Source organism: Marinoscillum pacificum (genome assembly GCF_024714495.1).
Classification (GTDB): Bacteria; Bacteroidota; Bacteroidia; order Cytophagales; family Cyclobacteriaceae; genus Marinoscillum; species Marinoscillum pacificum.
The window spans coordinates 194,983-211,301 of sequence record NZ_JAMZMJ010000004.1 but is presented as its reverse complement, the minus strand read 5'-3'; the positions used below and the strand labels follow the sequence as shown (position 1 = coordinate 211,301).

18 protein-coding genes are annotated in these 16,319 nt (G+C 39.9%); 7 read left to right on the top strand and 11 right to left on the bottom strand.

What is annotated here, in order from left to right; all coding sequences use genetic code 11:
• Positions 1-5: 5 nt before the first annotated feature.
• Positions 6-731: a 3'-5' exonuclease gene (locus tag NXS00_RS12175; protein WP_258099480.1), complete on the bottom strand. Its 726-nt coding sequence runs from the start codon at positions 729-731 to the stop codon at positions 6-8.
• A gap of 318 nt (positions 732-1,049) precedes the next feature.
• Between NXS00_RS12175 and NXS00_RS12170 the strand changes: the two genes are divergently transcribed.
• Positions 1,050-2,237 (top strand): hypothetical protein, encoded by a 1,188-nt coding sequence (locus tag NXS00_RS12170; RefSeq protein ID WP_258099479.1) that lies wholly within the window; start codon positions 1,050-1,052, stop codon positions 2,235-2,237.
• Between the two features lie 6 nt (positions 2,238-2,243).
• Here NXS00_RS12170 and NXS00_RS12165 read toward each other — a convergent pair whose 3' ends face one another.
• Positions 2,244-2,633 (bottom strand): hypothetical protein, encoded by a 390-nt coding sequence (locus NXS00_RS12165; RefSeq protein WP_258099478.1) that lies wholly within the window; start codon positions 2,631-2,633, stop codon positions 2,244-2,246.
• A 94-nt stretch (positions 2,634-2,727) separates the two neighbouring features.
• Positions 2,728-3,471: a lipoyl(octanoyl) transferase LipB gene (lipB, locus tag NXS00_RS12160; protein WP_258099477.1), complete on the bottom strand. Its 744-nt coding sequence runs from the start codon at positions 3,469-3,471 to the stop codon at positions 2,728-2,730.
• Positions 3,472-3,545: 74 nt separating this feature from the next.
• Between lipB and NXS00_RS12155 the strand changes: the two genes are divergently transcribed.
• Positions 3,546-3,890, top strand: coding sequence for a YraN family protein (locus tag NXS00_RS12155; protein ID WP_258099476.1), 345 nt, complete (start codon positions 3,546-3,548; stop codon positions 3,888-3,890).
• A gap of 24 nt (positions 3,891-3,914) precedes the next feature.
• Here NXS00_RS12155 and NXS00_RS12150 read toward each other — a convergent pair whose 3' ends face one another.
• Positions 3,915-4,841: an acyl-CoA desaturase gene (locus NXS00_RS12150; protein WP_258099475.1), complete on the bottom strand. Its 927-nt coding sequence runs from the start codon at positions 4,839-4,841 to the stop codon at positions 3,915-3,917.
• A gap of 187 nt (positions 4,842-5,028) precedes the next feature.
• Between NXS00_RS12150 and NXS00_RS12145 the strand changes: the two genes are divergently transcribed.
• Genes NXS00_RS12145 through NXS00_RS12130 form a run of 4 tightly spaced genes read left to right on the top strand, consistent with a single transcriptional unit; the run spans position 5,029 to position 7,350 of the window.
• Positions 5,029-5,367 carry a PadR family transcriptional regulator gene (locus tag NXS00_RS12145; protein ID WP_258099474.1) on the top strand — a complete coding sequence of 113 codons (339 nt, stop codon included), beginning with the start codon at positions 5,029-5,031 and terminating at the stop codon, positions 5,365-5,367.
• Complete coding sequence (locus NXS00_RS12140; RefSeq protein WP_258099473.1) at positions 5,364-6,029, top strand: hypothetical protein; 666 nt, start codon at positions 5,364-5,366, stop codon at positions 6,027-6,029. The genes NXS00_RS12145 and NXS00_RS12140 overlap by 4 nt, the downstream gene beginning before the upstream one ends.
• Positions 6,029-6,688 carry a hypothetical protein gene (locus NXS00_RS12135; RefSeq protein WP_258099472.1) on the top strand — a complete coding sequence of 220 codons (660 nt, stop codon included), beginning with the start codon at positions 6,029-6,031 and terminating at the stop codon, positions 6,686-6,688. Before NXS00_RS12140 ends, NXS00_RS12135 begins: the two co-directional genes overlap by 1 nt.
• Entirely contained in the window at positions 6,685-7,350 is a 666-nt protein-coding gene (locus tag NXS00_RS12130) for a hypothetical protein (protein ID WP_258099471.1), read from the top strand. The genes NXS00_RS12135 and NXS00_RS12130 overlap by 4 nt, the downstream gene beginning before the upstream one ends.
• A 2-nt stretch (positions 7,351-7,352) precedes the next feature.
• On the opposite strand, the gene NXS00_RS12125 is transcribed toward NXS00_RS12130, so the two are convergent.
• From NXS00_RS12125 to NXS00_RS12100, 6 genes are all read right to left on the bottom strand, one after another.
• Positions 7,353-8,051 carry a DUF6090 family protein gene (locus NXS00_RS12125; protein WP_258099470.1) on the bottom strand — a complete coding sequence of 233 codons (699 nt, stop codon included), beginning with the start codon at positions 8,049-8,051 and terminating at the stop codon, positions 7,353-7,355.
• The gene (locus NXS00_RS12120) at positions 8,051-9,799 is read right to left on the bottom strand and encodes an alpha/beta hydrolase-fold protein (protein ID WP_258099469.1); all 1,749 of its coding nucleotides are present in this window, start codon (positions 9,797-9,799) and stop codon (positions 8,051-8,053) included. The genes NXS00_RS12125 and NXS00_RS12120 overlap by 1 nt, the downstream gene beginning before the upstream one ends.
• A 131-nt stretch (positions 9,800-9,930) precedes the next feature.
• Positions 9,931-10,368: a hypothetical protein gene (locus NXS00_RS12115; RefSeq protein WP_258099468.1), complete on the bottom strand. Its 438-nt coding sequence runs from the start codon at positions 10,366-10,368 to the stop codon at positions 9,931-9,933.
• Positions 10,369-10,374: 6 nt separating this feature from the next.
• Complete coding sequence (locus tag NXS00_RS12110) at positions 10,375-11,538, bottom strand: AIR synthase related protein (RefSeq protein WP_258099467.1); 1,164 nt, start codon at positions 11,536-11,538, stop codon at positions 10,375-10,377.
• A 31-nt stretch (positions 11,539-11,569) separates the two neighbouring features.
• On the bottom strand, positions 11,570-12,721 hold the full coding sequence (locus tag NXS00_RS12105) for an MFS transporter (protein ID WP_258099466.1): 1,152 nt from the start codon (positions 12,719-12,721) through the stop codon (positions 11,570-11,572).
• Positions 12,705-13,331, bottom strand: a complete 627-nt coding sequence (locus tag NXS00_RS12100) for an HAD family hydrolase (RefSeq protein WP_258099465.1) — start codon at positions 13,329-13,331, stop codon at positions 12,705-12,707. Before NXS00_RS12100 ends, NXS00_RS12105 begins: the two co-directional genes overlap by 17 nt.
• Before the next feature lie 113 nt (positions 13,332-13,444).
• Here NXS00_RS12100 and NXS00_RS12095 point away from each other — a divergent pair, with 113 nt between their 5' ends.
• Positions 13,445-14,347, top strand: coding sequence for an AraC family transcriptional regulator (locus NXS00_RS12095; protein ID WP_258099464.1), 903 nt, complete (start codon positions 13,445-13,447; stop codon positions 14,345-14,347).
• On the opposite strand, the gene NXS00_RS12090 is transcribed toward NXS00_RS12095, so the two are convergent.
• Positions 14,289-16,301 carry a CHU_0125 family OmpA-like outer membrane integrity protein gene (locus NXS00_RS12090; RefSeq protein ID WP_258099463.1) on the bottom strand — a complete coding sequence of 671 codons (2,013 nt, stop codon included), beginning with the start codon at positions 16,299-16,301 and terminating at the stop codon, positions 14,289-14,291. The two genes, NXS00_RS12095 and NXS00_RS12090, sit on opposite strands and share 59 nt — an antisense overlap.
• Positions 16,302-16,319: the final 18 nt, after the last annotated feature.

The window sequence follows — 16,319 nt, the reverse complement described above, 5'->3', positions numbered from 1 at the left end:
TAGAGTTAACTAACTATTGTAATATTTTTTTCATCTACTACGGGCAGCGCATTCATTTTCAAAAAAAGCTGTGCGGTAGCGATTACATCCCCCTGACAGTATTTTCTGATGCGCTCAAGCCCGTTTTCTTCTTCATAGTAAACCTGGTTTACCAACGATCCATCTATATCGGATTTGCTTGAGGGGATGTTAAAAATGGTTGTCAGTAGATCGAGTGAGGTGAAGTTTTTTCGATCGCCAAACTTCCACATTTCCATGGTGTCTAGAAAATTTACTTCCCATGGCTTCTTGCCAGAATTGTCGAGCACATAGGGAAGCTTTATCCCATTGAGGAGCATTCTGCGGCTAAGATACGGAAAATCAAATTCCTTTCCATTGTGTGCACATAGTCTTAAGTTCTCAGGGTCAAATTTTGTTTCCAAAAAGTCCTTAATTTCTGTCAACAAGCTCTCTTCATCATCTCCTGCCATCGATTTGACTCGTAGAGCTAGATTACCATCAGGTAATTCATGAAAGATGCCAAAAGCCACTGTGATTACCTTCCCAAATTCTGCATAGATGCCTGCTTTTTCTGAAAACAACTCCTCGGCTGTCAATTCATCGTCGTTTTTTAGAAAGCTAGATTTTCTTTCCCAATGTTTGCGCAGGTCAGCGTTAAGTTTTTGATACTCTTTTGTGAGAGCTACTGTTTCTATATCCAGAATGAGCAGGTTTCTCAGTCGATGATCCATATGGAGGGTTTCAGGTTAGGTAATTTCAAGTGTAGCAAAGATATGCTTCCTGAATTTACCCATTTCTATATAATAATTGTGTATGTGGTAATTCTTTACATTTTGGGTTTGTTGTCAGTATATTTCTTTAAAAACCACAATGAACGCCAAGATGACTGAGGGGACCTTTATTACTAGATCTGATCAGTTACTAATGATACATTTGTACACCACTTTCTCTTTTCTAATTGAGGAAAAGTCTCTGTTGGCTCAGTGTACTCTGCGGTTAATTTTTTGGTAGTCAATATTTTATTTATGATCCTTTTGTAAACTTGCTATATGGCAGAATTGGTAATCAAAGGAGATAAAATCTTACTTCTTGAACAAGGGGAGAAGGAAGTAAGGTTTCATGGGCATCATGTCTCCATCACCAGCAGGAGCCATATTGAAGCTTTTCCATCCGGCCACTTTTTGGCCAATCCAGTGGAGATAACAACTAATGGAGAGGTCATTAACGATAATCCGCGATTTCGGAATTGGTTATCTCAACCATTTGTTGATACGGTACTTAGCAAAGAAGGTTATAATGCAGCGTATGAAGTTGTGCAACTATCGGATTCTCGAAGTTCCAATCTCATTGTCTTAAACTGTCTAGATGCATGCTATGGCCATGCTTTGTATAAGCTATTTAATGCTGCTCGATATGAAGAATCAGATTCAAAGTTGGTCGTCATTATTCATTCCAATTTTCAGCACTTCGTTCCAGATTACGTTGATGAAGTTTGGTTGGTTAAAACATCCTTCTCCAATCAAGATTACGAGCTGAATGGCTTCCATGAATTTGTTAAAAATCAATTAACCAATTACCAACAAATAGAATTGGTTGAAACCGATATGGCACTTGATCTTGGTGAAGTGGACTTGACAGCTTTCACTAAAGTGCAGCCGTTTGATTTCCAACGATTTGCAGAAGGAGAACCCTTTGAAATTACAATATTGCTACGTGAAGATCGCATGTGCCTATCTTCAAAAAGTGATCAATGGCTCTATCTAGTGTGGAAAAAGACAGGTTCCGGCTTACTTAAGAAGTATCTTCAGAGAAAAGAAAGATCCATATACAAAAAGCTGATTCGTCATGTCAATCAATCTATTCAGGCTAAATGGACTGCAATTGGTATTGGAAAAGGTCTAAGATATTCGTTCCTTGATGACCAACGAATGGATTATGATTCGTTTACACAGAACGAACAAAAGTGGTGTGAGCACTATGCATCATCACATCTATGTATTGGGGTGCATGGTAGCAACATGTTGATTCCTTCTTATTTGTCAGGAGCTTTTATTAGTTTGATTCCTAAGTTCAAGATTCCGAACTTCAGTGAAGATTTCCTTCCAAGAAATGAACCAACTCAACGAACGCTTTTTACTGCCCGTAATTTGCCAGCATCCATCAAGCCAAGCGAGTTAGCCCTGCATGTTGTGAGCGTTCTGCAAGGCTATCGGCATGGAGTGAAAACGAAAATTTAGATCATCTTACTGATGTAAAACTCCTTGAAGTTTCAACTCTGGAATGAAACTAAGATTTTCTTTGATGATGGTTTCAGGAACGAAAATATACTTCTTGTCGTAGAGCTGCCCATCAATGTAAAAGCTCACCCAATATTCGTTATTTAGGTGAAAGACTTCCTCTGCGATTGGTTCAACGAGTGCGTATTCACCAGCTTCAATTTTTGGCATCATGTGTCTAAGGACAGATGTTTTCTGCTCTTTGCCTTCTTTAACACCATAGCCTTTGCTTGTGATCATGACGGTATCTAATGCCTTATCAGTACGATTAAGAAGGTAAACTTTCCAACCTTCATCATCCTTCACTACACTTACAAATACGTCTTCAATTTGGGGAAAATTGATGTCCTTTTTCATGAATTAAATTTTTGATTTCATCGGTCACATGGAATTCGCGTTAATCCTTATGCTGCTAGTTCTTTAAAATGGGAGAATTAGGGTTATGCTTATTTCATTCTTCTACAAGCTCCATTCCAAACAAATCTACAATATGACCTTTTACGTGTTCCTCCACCTCTTTCATATCTGGAACTAATCCTATTTCCTTATCCAGTGAGGTCACGGCTTTATCATCGATCCCACAAGGGATGATGTTGCCAAAATAATTCAAATCAGCGGTAACATTGAAAGCAAAACCATGCATAGTCACCCAGCGGCTGCATTTAACTCCCATTGCGCAGATTTTTCTGGCTTTATCAATGTCCTCAAAATCGATCCAAACTCCTGTAAGCCCGTCGATGCGACCGGCCTTTACACCATAGTCCGCACAGGTCAGGATGATTGCCTCTTCAAGGAGTCGAAGGTATTTATGAATGTCTGTAAAGAAATTGTCCAAATCAATGATGGGATATCCAACCAGCTGTCCGGGTCCGTGATAGGTAATGTCTCCACCACGATTGATTTTGTAATAACTAGCGTGTTTCTCTTCAAGACCTTCGGCATCCAGGAGTAAATGCTCTGGTTTGCCACTTTTACCTAATGTATATACGTGCGGATGCTGACAAAAAAGCACCACATTGTCTGTTGGTGTTCGTTCGTCTTCAGGAAGTTTGCGATTAGCAATCTTTCGATCCACCTGCTCTTTGAACAACTCCTCCTGGTAGTTCCAGGTCTCTTTGTAGTCCTTTAAGCCAAGGTTGATAAAACGCGTTTTTTTATTCTGGTTAGTCACTTTTTCGTCAGTATTACTCTCCAACAGGATATCTCTATTGGAAGTTTCAAATTCATGAATTTCAAAAAATGATCAGTTAACTCTTATCTTTATGAACCATGAATTTTAAAAATAAGGGCAAATATGGTGAAGATTTAGCGGTTTCCTACCTTCAGAATAAGGGATTCGAGATCATTGAGCGTAACTATCGTCATCGACGAGGAGAGATAGATTTAATTGGCTTGCTCAATAATGAGCTATTGGTCTTCTTTGAGGTGAAACTGAGAAAACGCGATGATTACGGCGAGCCAGAGTCCTTTGTGTCAAGAGCTCAGGAGCGATCTATTATCAATGCTGCGGAAGAGTACATTTTTGGGATAGACTGGCACAAAGACATTCGTTTTGATATTGTAGCCATTAAACCCGGAGAGGGTATAGAACACATTGAGGATGCTTTTTACTAAAAACATCCTCAATGGATCAATGTCTTATGCTGCTTCTTTGGCCTTTTTCGCTAGTTCTTTGGCTTCTTCTTTATTCTTGGAGTATTTGATGTGATCAGGAACTCCTCTTAGGTCCCAAATCAGTCCAAAGAAGGCGAAGGTTCTCAATACATAATAGGTAATATCAATTTCCCACCAGAAGAATCCTTGTCTTGCAGAAGACTCATAGTAGTGGTGATTGTTGTGCCATCCTTCTCCTAATGTCAAAAGAGCCAACCACAAGCTGTTTTTAGACTCATCATCAGATTGGTAGCGTTGCTTTCCAAACTTGTGCATAATAGAGTTGATACTGAAAGTACCATGATAAGTGATCACTGTACTTAAGAAAAACCCTATGAATAATGCAGAAAAACCTGCTGTTGAGAACATTTCAAGGATACTGCCTCCGTTGACAATTCCTCCAAGTGCCATAACAACCAAGGCAAGTATAAATGGAGGTACCAGGTAGTATTTGTTCAACCAAACCAATTCAGGATACTTAGAAAAATCTCCAATTAGTTTGTAATCCGTTTCTTTATAGTCAGGACCAATGATCCAGCCTACGTGAGAGTACCAGAAGCCATAATGCTTCATAGAATGTGGATCGTCATAGGTGTCACTTGTTCTGTGGTGCACTCGGTGATGAGCAGCCCACCAAAGAGCTCCTTTTTGAGCAGACGTTTGTGCCATAAAGGCAATCACAAACTGAAACCATCGGGATGTTTTATAGGATCTATGTGCGAAATATCTGTGATAGCCTCCTGTGATCCAGAACATTCTGAATACATAAAGACCGATACACAACATCCAATCAAAAAAAGTAGCTCCTGTAAACAGTGCACCTAATGGAAGTAGGTGGATCAACATGAAATTGATTTCCTGCTTGAGTTTAGGTTTGTTGAGCACTCTCGGCTCTGTAGATACTTTTGCCATTTCGTTCTGTCTTTAATGGTAATTTGACAATTACACGATACAAAGATAATCATCAGGAAACTAGCAGCGAGAAATACCTGATCTAAATCATTGCCAGCAAGGTGATATCTATAAAATGTCATACATCGGGTAAAAGTTCATAAGTCAATACCTAAGAAAATTAGGTATTGTTCATTATATTTGATTTGTGGAAAACAAACAACTCATCAAAGGAAGCCTGAATGTCATTATCCTGAAGCTGCTCAGCGATCATGAAAAGATGTATGGCTATGAAATCACTCAGCACGTAAAAGAGATGACCAAAGGTGAAATGCAAATCACCGAAGGAGCATTGTATCCTGCGCTTCACAAATTAGAAGCTGATGGTCTGATTACTTCAGAGTCTCAGAAGGTGGGGGGTCGAGTTCGAAAATACTATCTGCTATCTGAAGATGGGCAAAAGAGTGTCTCATCTCAACTGGATGAATTGGCGGGATTCCTGAATAATCTTAGTCTATTACTCAATCTCAAGCCTAGCCATCAATGAAAACGATAACGAAAACAGAACTCGATACGCTCAAAGAATACCTTGGGACAAAGCCATTCCGATATGAGGAAGTTTACAATGAGGTAATTGATCATTATGCTACTGCTTATGAACAATCTGACCTGGGATTATATGATGTAATCAGAGAGCAGGACAAGCACTTCACGGATAAGAAAATAAGGGAGATTGATCAGCTATTTATCAAAGATGTAAAGCGTCAATTGTATAAGGCACATTTAGGCTTGTTTATTGGGTATTTTAAATGGCCTCAATTTCTAATGACACTGGGGGTTTCTCTACTTTTTTTCCTGGCGGGACCGATATTTTTCAATTATCAAATAGTAGCTCAGACGCTATTTGTGGTCTTTTACATTACTCCATACTTATTTATGTTTTATGTCATGTTTGTGTCACGACGAATGGATCGGAAGCTGCCTGGCAAGATTGTAAATGGTAAATTAAGTCAGGTAGGACGACTTGGTCTCTATGTGATTTTTTACTTCATCTTAGATCGACTTTACCTTCGCGTTATTCCAAATCCAGAGGAATCCATCTTGGAGGATAATATGTACCTGACTTCATTTGTTTTGTTGCTGGGATTTGCCATTTGCTGGAGTAGTTACCAATTGTTTCGTTTGAAGTTTAAACCTGTTTTAGCCTAATGAGAACGATCAAACCTGAAGAGTTAGAAGACTTAAAAAAGCACTTGTTGGAAAAACCGTTCAAGTACGAAGAAGTATATAATGAGGTGTTAGATCACTATGCTACGGCTTATGAATGCTCTGACCAAACATTCTGTCAGGTGATTTCAGAGATGGATGAGCAGTTTCCAGATAGGAAAATAAGCGAGATTAATACAAGGTACTTTAACGATCTACGTAAAAGTTTACGCAAGAATCACGGAACCATTTTTATGGGCCACTTCCGATGGCCACAGCTTGTTTACACCATTATAGCGGCAGCTGTATTGATGTTGTTATCTCCATATTTGATGACAAGTAAAGGCCTTGTGTTTTCGGTATTTGTATTCCTTACCGTTATTCCTGCAATCATTGGGCTTTACCTGTATTTTTATTGGGCGGTAAGAAGGCTAAGAGGTAAAACGAAGCTGAAGAATGCTCATGCAGAGTTGTTTGGAGTGGCTTTTGGATTTTCTGTCACTTATATTCAATTACCGCAGTTGTGTAGATTGTTTGATGAAGAGTTTAATCTACTGATGTATAATTCTGTGCTTACAACAGGGGTTTTATTCGTTGCTTTGATTTTGTTTCAAACATCCATGACGATGATACTGAAGAGAATAAAACCAGCTATCCTATGAAAACTATAACTACCCAAGAACTTGATCTGTTGAAGGATCACCTGATCAAGAAGCCGTTTAAATACCAGGAGGTTTTTTTAGAAGTTCTGGATCATTATGCCACTGCATACGAGCAATCCGAAGATTCACTGGAAGAAACGATAGTGAAAACAGACAGAGTATTTCCGAATGCAAGAATCGAAGACATCAATGCACGGTATATCAAGGATCTGATTCGTCAAATGCGAAAGGCACATTTTACCTTTTTTACTAACTTCTTTCGTTGGCCACAGCTGTTAACTACCGTTTTAATAGTGATTCTGTTTATGTTGGCGGCCCCAATAATTCATGAATACAAAGCCATAAAGCTGACGATCTTTCTTGGATTGGCTTTTGTTCCTTTTGTTTTGACCATTTATGTAGGTGTAAAGTCCTTTAGGAAGCGTAGAGAGTACCCTGGTAAACTGAAAAACGGCCATTACAATGCTATGAGTATTTTTTTGATCATTGCTCTTAATTACATGCAGATCAATTCTTTTTTTCGCTTTTTCTCTGATACTGAGAATGCCAATATGCTGGAGATTTCGCCATATTGGACAGCAGGGTTTTTACTCATTGGATTAGCCCTGTGTAGCACCACCATTCAGCTATTCAATGCCAAGGTCAAACCTAATATGGTTTAAGTCTATTCCGTTTCTTTTAAAATTTGGTTGATCAGCTCCACCGTTTGATTGGTGTAAATACTATTGAGGCTCGCGGTGATCATCAAAATGTGAGACAATTGATTCTCGAATTTAGGGTTCATCAATAGTTCCAGATTGTCATTTGCTAAGGTGCTTGAACCAAGTCTTTGTTTGAAAATAGCATTTCTGGCAGATCCATTTTCTTCCATCAAGTGAAAGAAGTTGTCATATAAGCTCATTTCCAATTCATAGTATTCTTTAAGGTTTTCGTAGTGCTGTTCCCAATTATGAAGTAGCTCCTTTAGCTGTTCATTTTTCAATGATTTAAGTTGACCAGAGTTTCTTAAATCTGATAACACATAGGTACTAGGATTCCATGTGGGGTTATCGTACAATTTTTGAATTAGACTATCTGCGTTCGCTATTTCATCAAGCAGATCGTTTTGTCCGGATACCTCCAATAGGAATACGCATACCTTAGATTTTTGATCTAATCGAGATATCTGCTTTTCAAGAGATGCGAGATTGGTCTCAAATTCCTCATGAAGGTTAGTTATAATCTCCTGTTGTTGATGATTAGCTTTTACTTGTTCATTCCAACTATTGAGTAGAAAGGCACCAACGATACCAATGGTAATCACCAAAATTTCTAGAATGTATTCAGCCCACTTTTCCTTCAGGGTAGCTATTAGTTTTTTCATTAGTTGTATCTCCAGCTCGTCAGATCAGCTCCTTTTGGAGCACTTTCATTGATTCGTTTCATGATTTTGTCCACGTACATGGTGTTGTAGCGCAGGCGTGAAATATGATTTGGGTTTTCCTGATCACCATTCCAGCAATGCTCTGCCCGATCTCCATAGTCTACTTCGCCAGCGTAGTATGGGTCAGTGGTGCTCTTCAGAAACTCTTCCATGAGGTACACGGCATTGTTGAGATAATAATTGTCCATGTCACCACAGTAGATGTTGATTTTGCCCTGAAGTTTCGGACCCAATTTGTCCCAGTCTCTTTCCAGAATGTGTCTTAAGTCATAGTTTTCTTTCCAGTATTCCGCTACATCATGGTCTATTTCTCCAGTGTATTTGTCCCAAAGTCTCACTGGATATCCGTCCTCTCCTTGCGGAGAATAGGTGGCTTCCCAGATATCAAATTGTTGTCCAGAACGAGATTTATCTCCAAGGGCTAGTTCTTTCCAGTTGGAATCTCTGATGGATGAAGAAACGTCTCCCAGGTAATCACGATGACCAGGTTTTAATACTTCTTTATGTGAACTAGGATAGTAATAGGCGTTCTTGTCTTCATAGATGTCATTCAGACAGTACTCTCTAAAGTCAATTGGGTCTGGGCATGCAGCAAAGCATCCATTGTATTCGTCAGGATACATTACCTGCACAGCAAGGGCTTCCCAACCTCCAGTGGATCCACCATAAAGGAATCTTGCCCATCCTTCGCCTATGCCTCTAAACTGTTCTTCTATGTAAGGAATTAGCTCGTAGGTGATGGCATCTCCATATGGACCCTGACTAGCCGAATTGACCGCATAAGAGTCATCATAATATGGTGTTGGATGTTGAATTTCAATGATAATGAATCGAGGAGAGTCTTCACTGATCCATTGTAGGTATTGGTTATAAGCTTCTTGTTGCTGAATGATGTTGTAGCCAGAAATGCCGAACCGAGCAGAATAATCAGGCTCCATATCTGGATCAGGTGGAGTGGTTCTGAAACCTCCAAAATCTGACGGAAAATGTCCGTGAAACACCATGAGTGGGTAGCGCGCTTCTGGATGCTCCTTAAAGCCTTTCGGCAATAAGACATGAGCTCCCAGATACATATCTTGACCCCAAAATTCACTTAATAGGTCACTTTTCATCTTGATATGTTTGATCCACTCTGTATCTTCTGGTTCTTCGATTGGAGGAATTATTTGATCCATAGCAATGCTGAAATTGCCAGATTGCCCAGCTTCAATTACGATCTTTTTGGGCGTGCTGTAAAGATTTCCTGGTGATCGGTTCCATTGTTGACCTTCTCCATTGTCCATAGGAAGTTTTACGGTATGACCTGTTGATAGATTAAATGTCTCATAAGTGTGAAGCAATGCCTGCACCCAATATTCTCCCGGTTTTAAATCTGCCAGACTTTCAATAGGATATCCAAAATGTTCTTTAGTGAAACTGATGGATTGATTAGCAGCCATTCCATCTACATTTTGACCAAAAACTAATTGTGTATTTGGGCCATCACTTATCTGGAAACGAGGTTCTCTTGAGTCATCTGTGGATAATAGCAATAATAGCCTTCCATCTTTAGCATCATCTACTAGTCCATCACTTATTGATACATCAAAAGATAGTGAAGGTTCTTTTGGCACACATGAGGTGAAAGAAATCAACAATGTCAGGATTAGACATGATGATATCAAACGGGAAAGGAAAGGTTGGATCATTCTCCAATTTATCAACTAGAGTTGAATTAATCAAAAGGCTATTACTGGAGCACTGTTGATATAAAGGAACTTAGGTGAGCGTATTTTGCGATCAACTGCTCTCGAGTTGATTGGAAAACCTGGTCGATGATTTACTTCTTAAACTTCACCTTCTTTTTCAAGTATTTCACCACAGCATCATATTCCGTGTTTTCTCTGTTAGAAAGCTTCAGGATTTTCTTTTTGGTGTAGAGGATTTTTACTTCGCGGAAATCTCCATTTTTGGTTTTTACCACTTCTTCATGCCAGCCTAATACATCCGATACGTTAATCGTCGTACGCATCCTGCTGATTGGGTAAAATGCCACGATCTTGTTATCTCCGAATTTGACTACTTTGATGGCTCCAAGAAGTTTCCCCAATACCAAAAGACCAATGACTAGAACCAATGGTGTTAAGATCAACTTCACATAGAAATATGCTGGTTCTTTTAATAAACTATTGAGCAGGAGGAAAAACGAAGCAAAACACAGCACTAAAAAGATAGTCAACGCTGTGAGTGTTTGCGTTTTTGGCTTGGAAACAATCATGAATTACTAGTAGTTGTATGTTCCAGTTTCTGTGATGATCTCTACTTCTTTCTTATCAGCAGTTTCCACTCGACCAACGATCTGAGCATCCACGTTGAATGATTTAGAAATATCAATTACCGCTTGAGCATACTCTTCTGGAAGGTACAGTTCGTATCGGTGACCCATGTTGAATACCTGATACATCTCTTTCCAGCTAGTACCACTTTCTTCATGTATTAATTGGAATAGCGGAGGGACAGGAAGTAAGTTGTCCTTGATCACTTTTAGGTTCTCGATGAAGTGAAGCACTTTGGTTTGAGCACCACCACTGCAGTGAACCATGCCATTCACTTTGCCTGGTAGTTCAGTTAATATTTTCTTGACGATCGGGGCATAGGTTCTGGTTGGACTTAAAACCAGTTTTCCAGCGTCCAGTGGGCTCCCAGCTACACTGTCAGTCAATTTTTTGCTTCCAGAGAATACCAACTCCGTTGCTACAGCAGGATCATAGGCCTCTTTGTATTTATCACGATATACTTTGTCGAATACATCATGACGGGCAGAAGTAAGGCCATTGCTACCCATTCCACCATTGTATTCACTTTCGTAAGTTGCCTGACCATAAGAAGCGAGACCTACAATCACATCACCAGGTTGTATTCCATCATTAGAGATCACATCTGATCGTTTCATTCGTGCAGTAACCGTACTATCCACGATGATCGTTCTCACCAAATCTCCAACGTCTGCAGTTTCACCACCCGTACTGATGATGTCAATTCCCTGATCACGAAGCATTTGAAGTACTTCCTCTGTTCCATTGATGATCGCAGAAATGACCTCTCCAGGAATTAGGTTTTTGTTTCGTCCAATAGTAGAAGACAACAGGATGTTTTCAGTACAACCGACACACAATAAGTCGTCTGTGTTCATGATCACAGCATCCTGAGCAATTCCTTTCCAAACCGAAATATCTCCGGTTTCTTTCCAATACATGTACGCCAGTGAGGACTTGGTTCCTGCACCATCAGCATGCATGATTGCACAGTACTCATCGTCTTTAGTCAATAAGTCTGGTACGATTTTGCAGAATGCCTGTGGGAAAAGACCCTTATCTACATTCTTGATCGCAGCATGTACATCATCCTTGGTTGCGGAAACTCCTCTTTGAGCGTATCTGTCAGACATGGAAATAATTTTTTGGCAAAGAAAAACAAAATCATCTGAACTTGATGGCAAGAGAGAGAAGGCTTACCAATACTGCGCAAAATAATACGAATGCAAGCCCCAAATTGAGGCTGTACCACTCAGCGAGAAGACCAATCAGAGGAGGACCTACTAAGAAGCCTGCGGTTCCTAAGGTGGTTACTGCGGCAATTCCTGTTCCAGAACTATAACCAGGTTCATTGGCCGCACTGATGAATAGTACGGGCACGATACATGAGAAGCCTAAACCGGTTAAAGAAAACCCAGCAATAGCAGGAAATGGACTACTTGATGATACGGCAATCGCCAACCCAATACTGGATACGATTCCTCCATAAAGGACTAATTTCTTTTTACCAATCATAGGTATGAGAGCATCTCCACTTAGTCGTCCAACAGTCATGAAAAGTGCAAACCCAGAATATGCTACTCCATAGAGAAATGGATCGGACTGGATAACATCTCGCATGTAGATGGCACTCCAGTCTGCAATGGCGCCCTCACTCAGCAATATGCAAAATGCCAAAAAAGAAAGGAGTAGCAAGGCTCCTTTTGGTAACGCAAATACTTTGTCTGCTTGATTTTTAGCTTCTTTCAGTTGGAATAAAGTGCCAGAAATACTCAAAAGAATGAGTGCAACACTCACCGTTGTGCCAACCAAATGTGGAATGGTTTTTAGTTCCAATCCCAGAGTAATACTACCAAATGCAGCACCGAGCATGGCTCCAATACTCCACATGCCATGGCAGGTGGACATAATTGGTTTTTTGTACGCTTTTTCAATACTCGCCACTGCGGCATTCATGCTGATATTCATCAAAGCATTCATAAAGCCGTAATAAGCCAGGGCTAAGGTTATAGCCCAAAATGATCCTGCAAGCGATATGAGAATTAAAGAGCAAGTATGTAATAGACCACTAATTAGCACCGTTCTTCCAACTTCAAGCCGCGATATGATCCAACCAGAAAATGGCATCATCAGCAATGAGCCTATGGGAGCTCCCAAAAGAGCTAAGCCTAATTCTGCTTCGGATAAGCCAATAGCATCTTTGATGTTTGGAATCCGGGTAATCCAGTTTCCAAACAATAAAGAATTGCATGTAAAGACCAGACCAATAAAAAGGCTGTCCCTGTGCTTGAAGAAAAATTTAAGATGCGTTGCCATTAAGCAATCCCAACGATAAAAGCTCTTGTTTCAATTGCTCAGGAGATTGAAAGTGAATCACCTGAAAACCTAATTTAGCTCCGGCTTCAATATTGTCCTTATTGTCATCGATGAACAGAGAAGTTTCAGGGTTGATTTGATATCGATCAATCATCACCTGATAAAAGGCAGGATCAGGTTTAATGAGTTTTTCAACTCCAGAGACGACAATACCCTCAAATCGCTGAAAGAAATCATATTCGTTGAAGACCAATGGGAACGTTTCGTGAGACCAATTGGTCAATGCGAGCATTTGATAGTTGCCAGAATCTGCCAATTCATGAAATAACTCTGAGGTACCGGTGATCTCTCCTCCAATCATTTCAATCCAACGATCAAAATAAGCTTGAATTTCTTCTGAATATTCAGGGTATTTTTCTGTTAGCTCATCTACTCCTTCCTGGAATGGTTTGCCAGCATCATGCTGTGCATTCCAAACGCCATGACATACTTCAGAGAGGAACTTTTCAGTTTCTTCCTCTGTGTCAAAGATTTTTTTGTAGAGGTATCTTGGATTCCAGTCAATGAGTACGCCTCCAAGGTCAAAAACGATCGTATCAATTTGAGTCATAATGCAAAATACAGGCTATTTATTCAGATTAGTTTGGAGCATTTATTCCAATATGTGGGTGATATATTCCTTCTGTTAAATAATAATATCAGTAATTGGTTAAATTTATCCCTATGAAGCTTGAGGTAGAGGAAATTAAAACGGGTCCGGAAGAATCATTCAAGTTGAGATGGTTTGAAGGCGAGCCAGGATGCATGGATGACTACTGGCATGTGCATCCGGAATATGAGATAGTCTATGTTCATAATGGTAGTGGACGTAGACATATAGGAACACATATTTCTCAATACCATGATGGAGTGTTCCTATTTTTAGGTCCTAATATTCCTCATTTGCCGTTAAGTAATCAATCCAAGCCAGACAATTTCGAAGTAGTAGTGCAGTTTACTGACGAATTCATCAGTCAGAAACTAGCAGCATTTCCTGAGTTTGCGGCCATACAAGATTTAAAGCGTCGAAGCCTTTCAGGAATAAGTTTTGGGAAGGTCACGAAAGAAAAAGTTCTTCCCTATATCAAGCCAGATGCTAAAATGACTTCTAGTCAAAAATTGCTTTGGCTTTTAACAGTACTCAATGATTTAGCTCAAGCAAAGGATTATGACCTGTTGAATGCATACGGAGCTTTCACAGATAAGTCTCAAATGGATTATGATCGCGTCAGAACCATTTTCAAAAAGGTTTCTGAGCAATACTCCAAAGAGATATCACTCGATGACCTGGCTGATCAAGTGGGGTTGACCAAAAATTCGTTGTGTAGATTCTTCAAGAAAACTACAGGTAAAACCATCATTGATTACTTGAATGAATACCGAATAGGTATCGCCAAAGAACACCTTGCAGATGGTAGCCACACAGTATCCGAAGTGTTGTATAAATGTGGATTTAACGATCCATCATTTTTCTACAAGAAGTTCAAGCAAGTAACAGGAGTATCACCTAAGACTTTTCAGGCGGAATTTATTTCCCGGAACCATCATCTTCATCAAAGAAACGATCATACTCATCCACATTATTAGTGCTGGTATTTACTTCTACTTCAGGTTCTTCGTCTTCCTGCTCTTTCGGGTTGTAGCGAAGTACTTTAAATTCTGTTCTTCTGTTTTTCTGATGTTGCTCTTCAGTTGTTGCACTTTGTACTATAAGTTGAGTTTCCCCGTAACCTTTAGCTACAATTCTCTCAGCTTTGACTCCTTTACCAATAATGTAATCAACAGCAGATTTTGCTCTTTTTTGAGAAAGATCCATGTTATAATCATCTGGAGCTCTGGCATCCGTATGGGAACCAAGTTCGATAAATATCTCTGGATTGTCATTCATGATAAGCACCAGGCTATCCAACACCTTCGCAGCATCTGGGCGAATATCCCACTTGTCTAAATCATAATAGATGTTGTTCAAAACGATGGCTTTTTCAAGTACAATGCGGTCCATCATGATCTCGGTATTGAACGTTACATTCGTAATGAACTCAGTCAATGTAGTTCGATCTACCGTTTTGTCCATGGTGGTAAATACTTTTCTCGTAGTAAAGTAGTCTGTTTTCTCACCTATCAAGTTGTAGTCTTCTTCTGCGTAAACACGGAATCTAAACTTACCATCTTCAGTAGTAAATGACTCGCCTACCACTTCATCATTCTCCGCTAACAAGGATACTTTGGTGTTAGGAAGGACAATTTTATTGTTGGCATCATCCGTAGTGTAGGTGATACCTTCTACGAAGTAATTCACTACTTTCAGATCCGGATCTTCGTTGATGTAGGTATAGATGTCATCATCTCCTTTTCCTCCAGGACGGTTGGAGCTAAAGAATCCTCTTGTTAGGTCAAATTGATACAATGCAAAGTCATCGGAGGAAGAGTTCATCGGCTTACCCAGGTTCTCCACACTGATTTTACCTCTTCTTCGGGTGGCTGCAAAAAGATCAAGGCCTCCGAATCCTGGATGTCCATTCGATGCGAAATACATTTTACCATCCTCAGAAACGAATGGGAACATTTCATCTCCTGGCGTATTAATCTGAGGGCCCAAGTTTTGCACATCTACCCACCTGCCACGTCTGTTAAGTTGTGCTGAATAGATATCTGCTCCACCATATCCACCTGGTCGTGTACTGGAAAAATACAAGGTGTTTCCATCAGGAGTAAAGGCTGGTGTAGAGTCCCAGGAGTCCGGCATATTGATGCTCAATGGTCTAGGAGTCAGCCATTGTCCATTTCTAAAACGCGTGAAATAAAGGTTTACCTCATTATTGCCAGTTGCCTTACCCGAATTTCCTTTTGCGAATACAATGGAAGCCCCGTCGGCACTAACCGCCATGGTTCCCTCATTGATGTCCGGGTGATTGATAATTGGCTCTAAGGGTTGAAGTGTTTTTATATTGACATTGGCGCCTTGAGTTCGAACTCGATATAAATCCGTGAAAGGAGTACCAGTTACTCCGTAAATTTTTCCACCACTTCGATTGGAAGTGAAATACAACAGATTGTTATAAATCACTGGAGAATACTCGGCCCATTGGGTATTTAAATCATCGAGATTTTTTACGCGATAGTAATTCTGAGCATCAGATAGATTGTCAATTTTATCAATGTTGTCTAATTCAATCTGAGCTAACTCCTGAAATTTTTCATCTCCACGAGGTTTGGTAATAAAGGAAGTTAGAATTTCCTTGGCTGCATCATATTGTTGATTCGCTTTCAAAGCTCTTGCGTAGTAGTAATCTACTCCTGGCTCCGAGGATCCAGCATTTCGAGCATTGCGATAATATGGAGCCGCATCTTTTAGCCTATTGGATAAGCGATAAGCTTCCGCCAACATGAAATTTTGATCGGCATTATTTTCATCCAATCGATCGGATAAAACGGCTATTACCCGATCATATTCACCTTTATCAAAATTGCTGCTGGCAATCTTGCTTCCACAAGAGGCTAACAGCCCGCTAACTGCCAATAAGAGGATGAATTTTTTCATAGATAATGCCTGGCTTTA

Excerpts from the sequence above, each read along its gene's own strand:
- NXS00_RS12175 (WP_258099480.1), bottom strand. The coding sequence starts at position 731 with ATGGATCATCGACTGAGAAACCTGCTCATTCTGGATATAGAAACAGTA.
- NXS00_RS12170 (WP_258099479.1), top strand. The coding sequence starts at position 1,050 with ATGGCAGAATTGGTAATCAAAGGAGATAAAATCTTACTTCTTGAACAA.
- NXS00_RS12165 (WP_258099478.1), bottom strand. The coding sequence starts at position 2,633 with ATGAAAAAGGACATCAATTTTCCCCAAATTGAAGACGTATTTGTAAGT.
- NXS00_RS12155 (WP_258099476.1), top strand. The coding sequence starts at position 3,546 with ATGAATTTTAAAAATAAGGGCAAATATGGTGAAGATTTAGCGGTTTCC.
- NXS00_RS12150 (WP_258099475.1), bottom strand. The coding sequence starts at position 4,841 with ATGGCAAAAGTATCTACAGAGCCGAGAGTGCTCAACAAACCTAAACTC.
- NXS00_RS12140 (WP_258099473.1), top strand. The coding sequence starts at position 5,364 with ATGAAAACGATAACGAAAACAGAACTCGATACGCTCAAAGAATACCTT.
- NXS00_RS12135 (WP_258099472.1), top strand. The coding sequence starts at position 6,029 with ATGAGAACGATCAAACCTGAAGAGTTAGAAGACTTAAAAAAGCACTTG.
- NXS00_RS12130 (WP_258099471.1), top strand. The coding sequence starts at position 6,685 with ATGAAAACTATAACTACCCAAGAACTTGATCTGTTGAAGGATCACCTG.
- NXS00_RS12125 (WP_258099470.1), bottom strand. The coding sequence starts at position 8,051 with ATGAAAAAACTAATAGCTACCCTGAAGGAAAAGTGGGCTGAATACATT.
- NXS00_RS12120 (WP_258099469.1), bottom strand. The coding sequence starts at position 9,799 with ATGATCCAACCTTTCCTTTCCCGTTTGATATCATCATGTCTAATCCTG.
- NXS00_RS12115 (WP_258099468.1), bottom strand. The coding sequence starts at position 10,368 with ATGATTGTTTCCAAGCCAAAAACGCAAACACTCACAGCGTTGACTATC.
- NXS00_RS12110 (WP_258099467.1), bottom strand. The coding sequence starts at position 11,538 with ATGTCTGACAGATACGCTCAAAGAGGAGTTTCCGCAACCAAGGATGAT.
- NXS00_RS12105 (WP_258099466.1), bottom strand. The coding sequence starts at position 12,721 with ATGGCAACGCATCTTAAATTTTTCTTCAAGCACAGGGACAGCCTTTTT.
- NXS00_RS12100 (WP_258099465.1), bottom strand. The coding sequence starts at position 13,331 with ATGACTCAAATTGATACGATCGTTTTTGACCTTGGAGGCGTACTCATT.
- NXS00_RS12095 (WP_258099464.1), top strand. The coding sequence starts at position 13,445 with ATGAAGCTTGAGGTAGAGGAAATTAAAACGGGTCCGGAAGAATCATTC.
- NXS00_RS12090 (WP_258099463.1), bottom strand. The coding sequence starts at position 16,301 with ATGAAAAAATTCATCCTCTTATTGGCAGTTAGCGGGCTGTTAGCCTCT.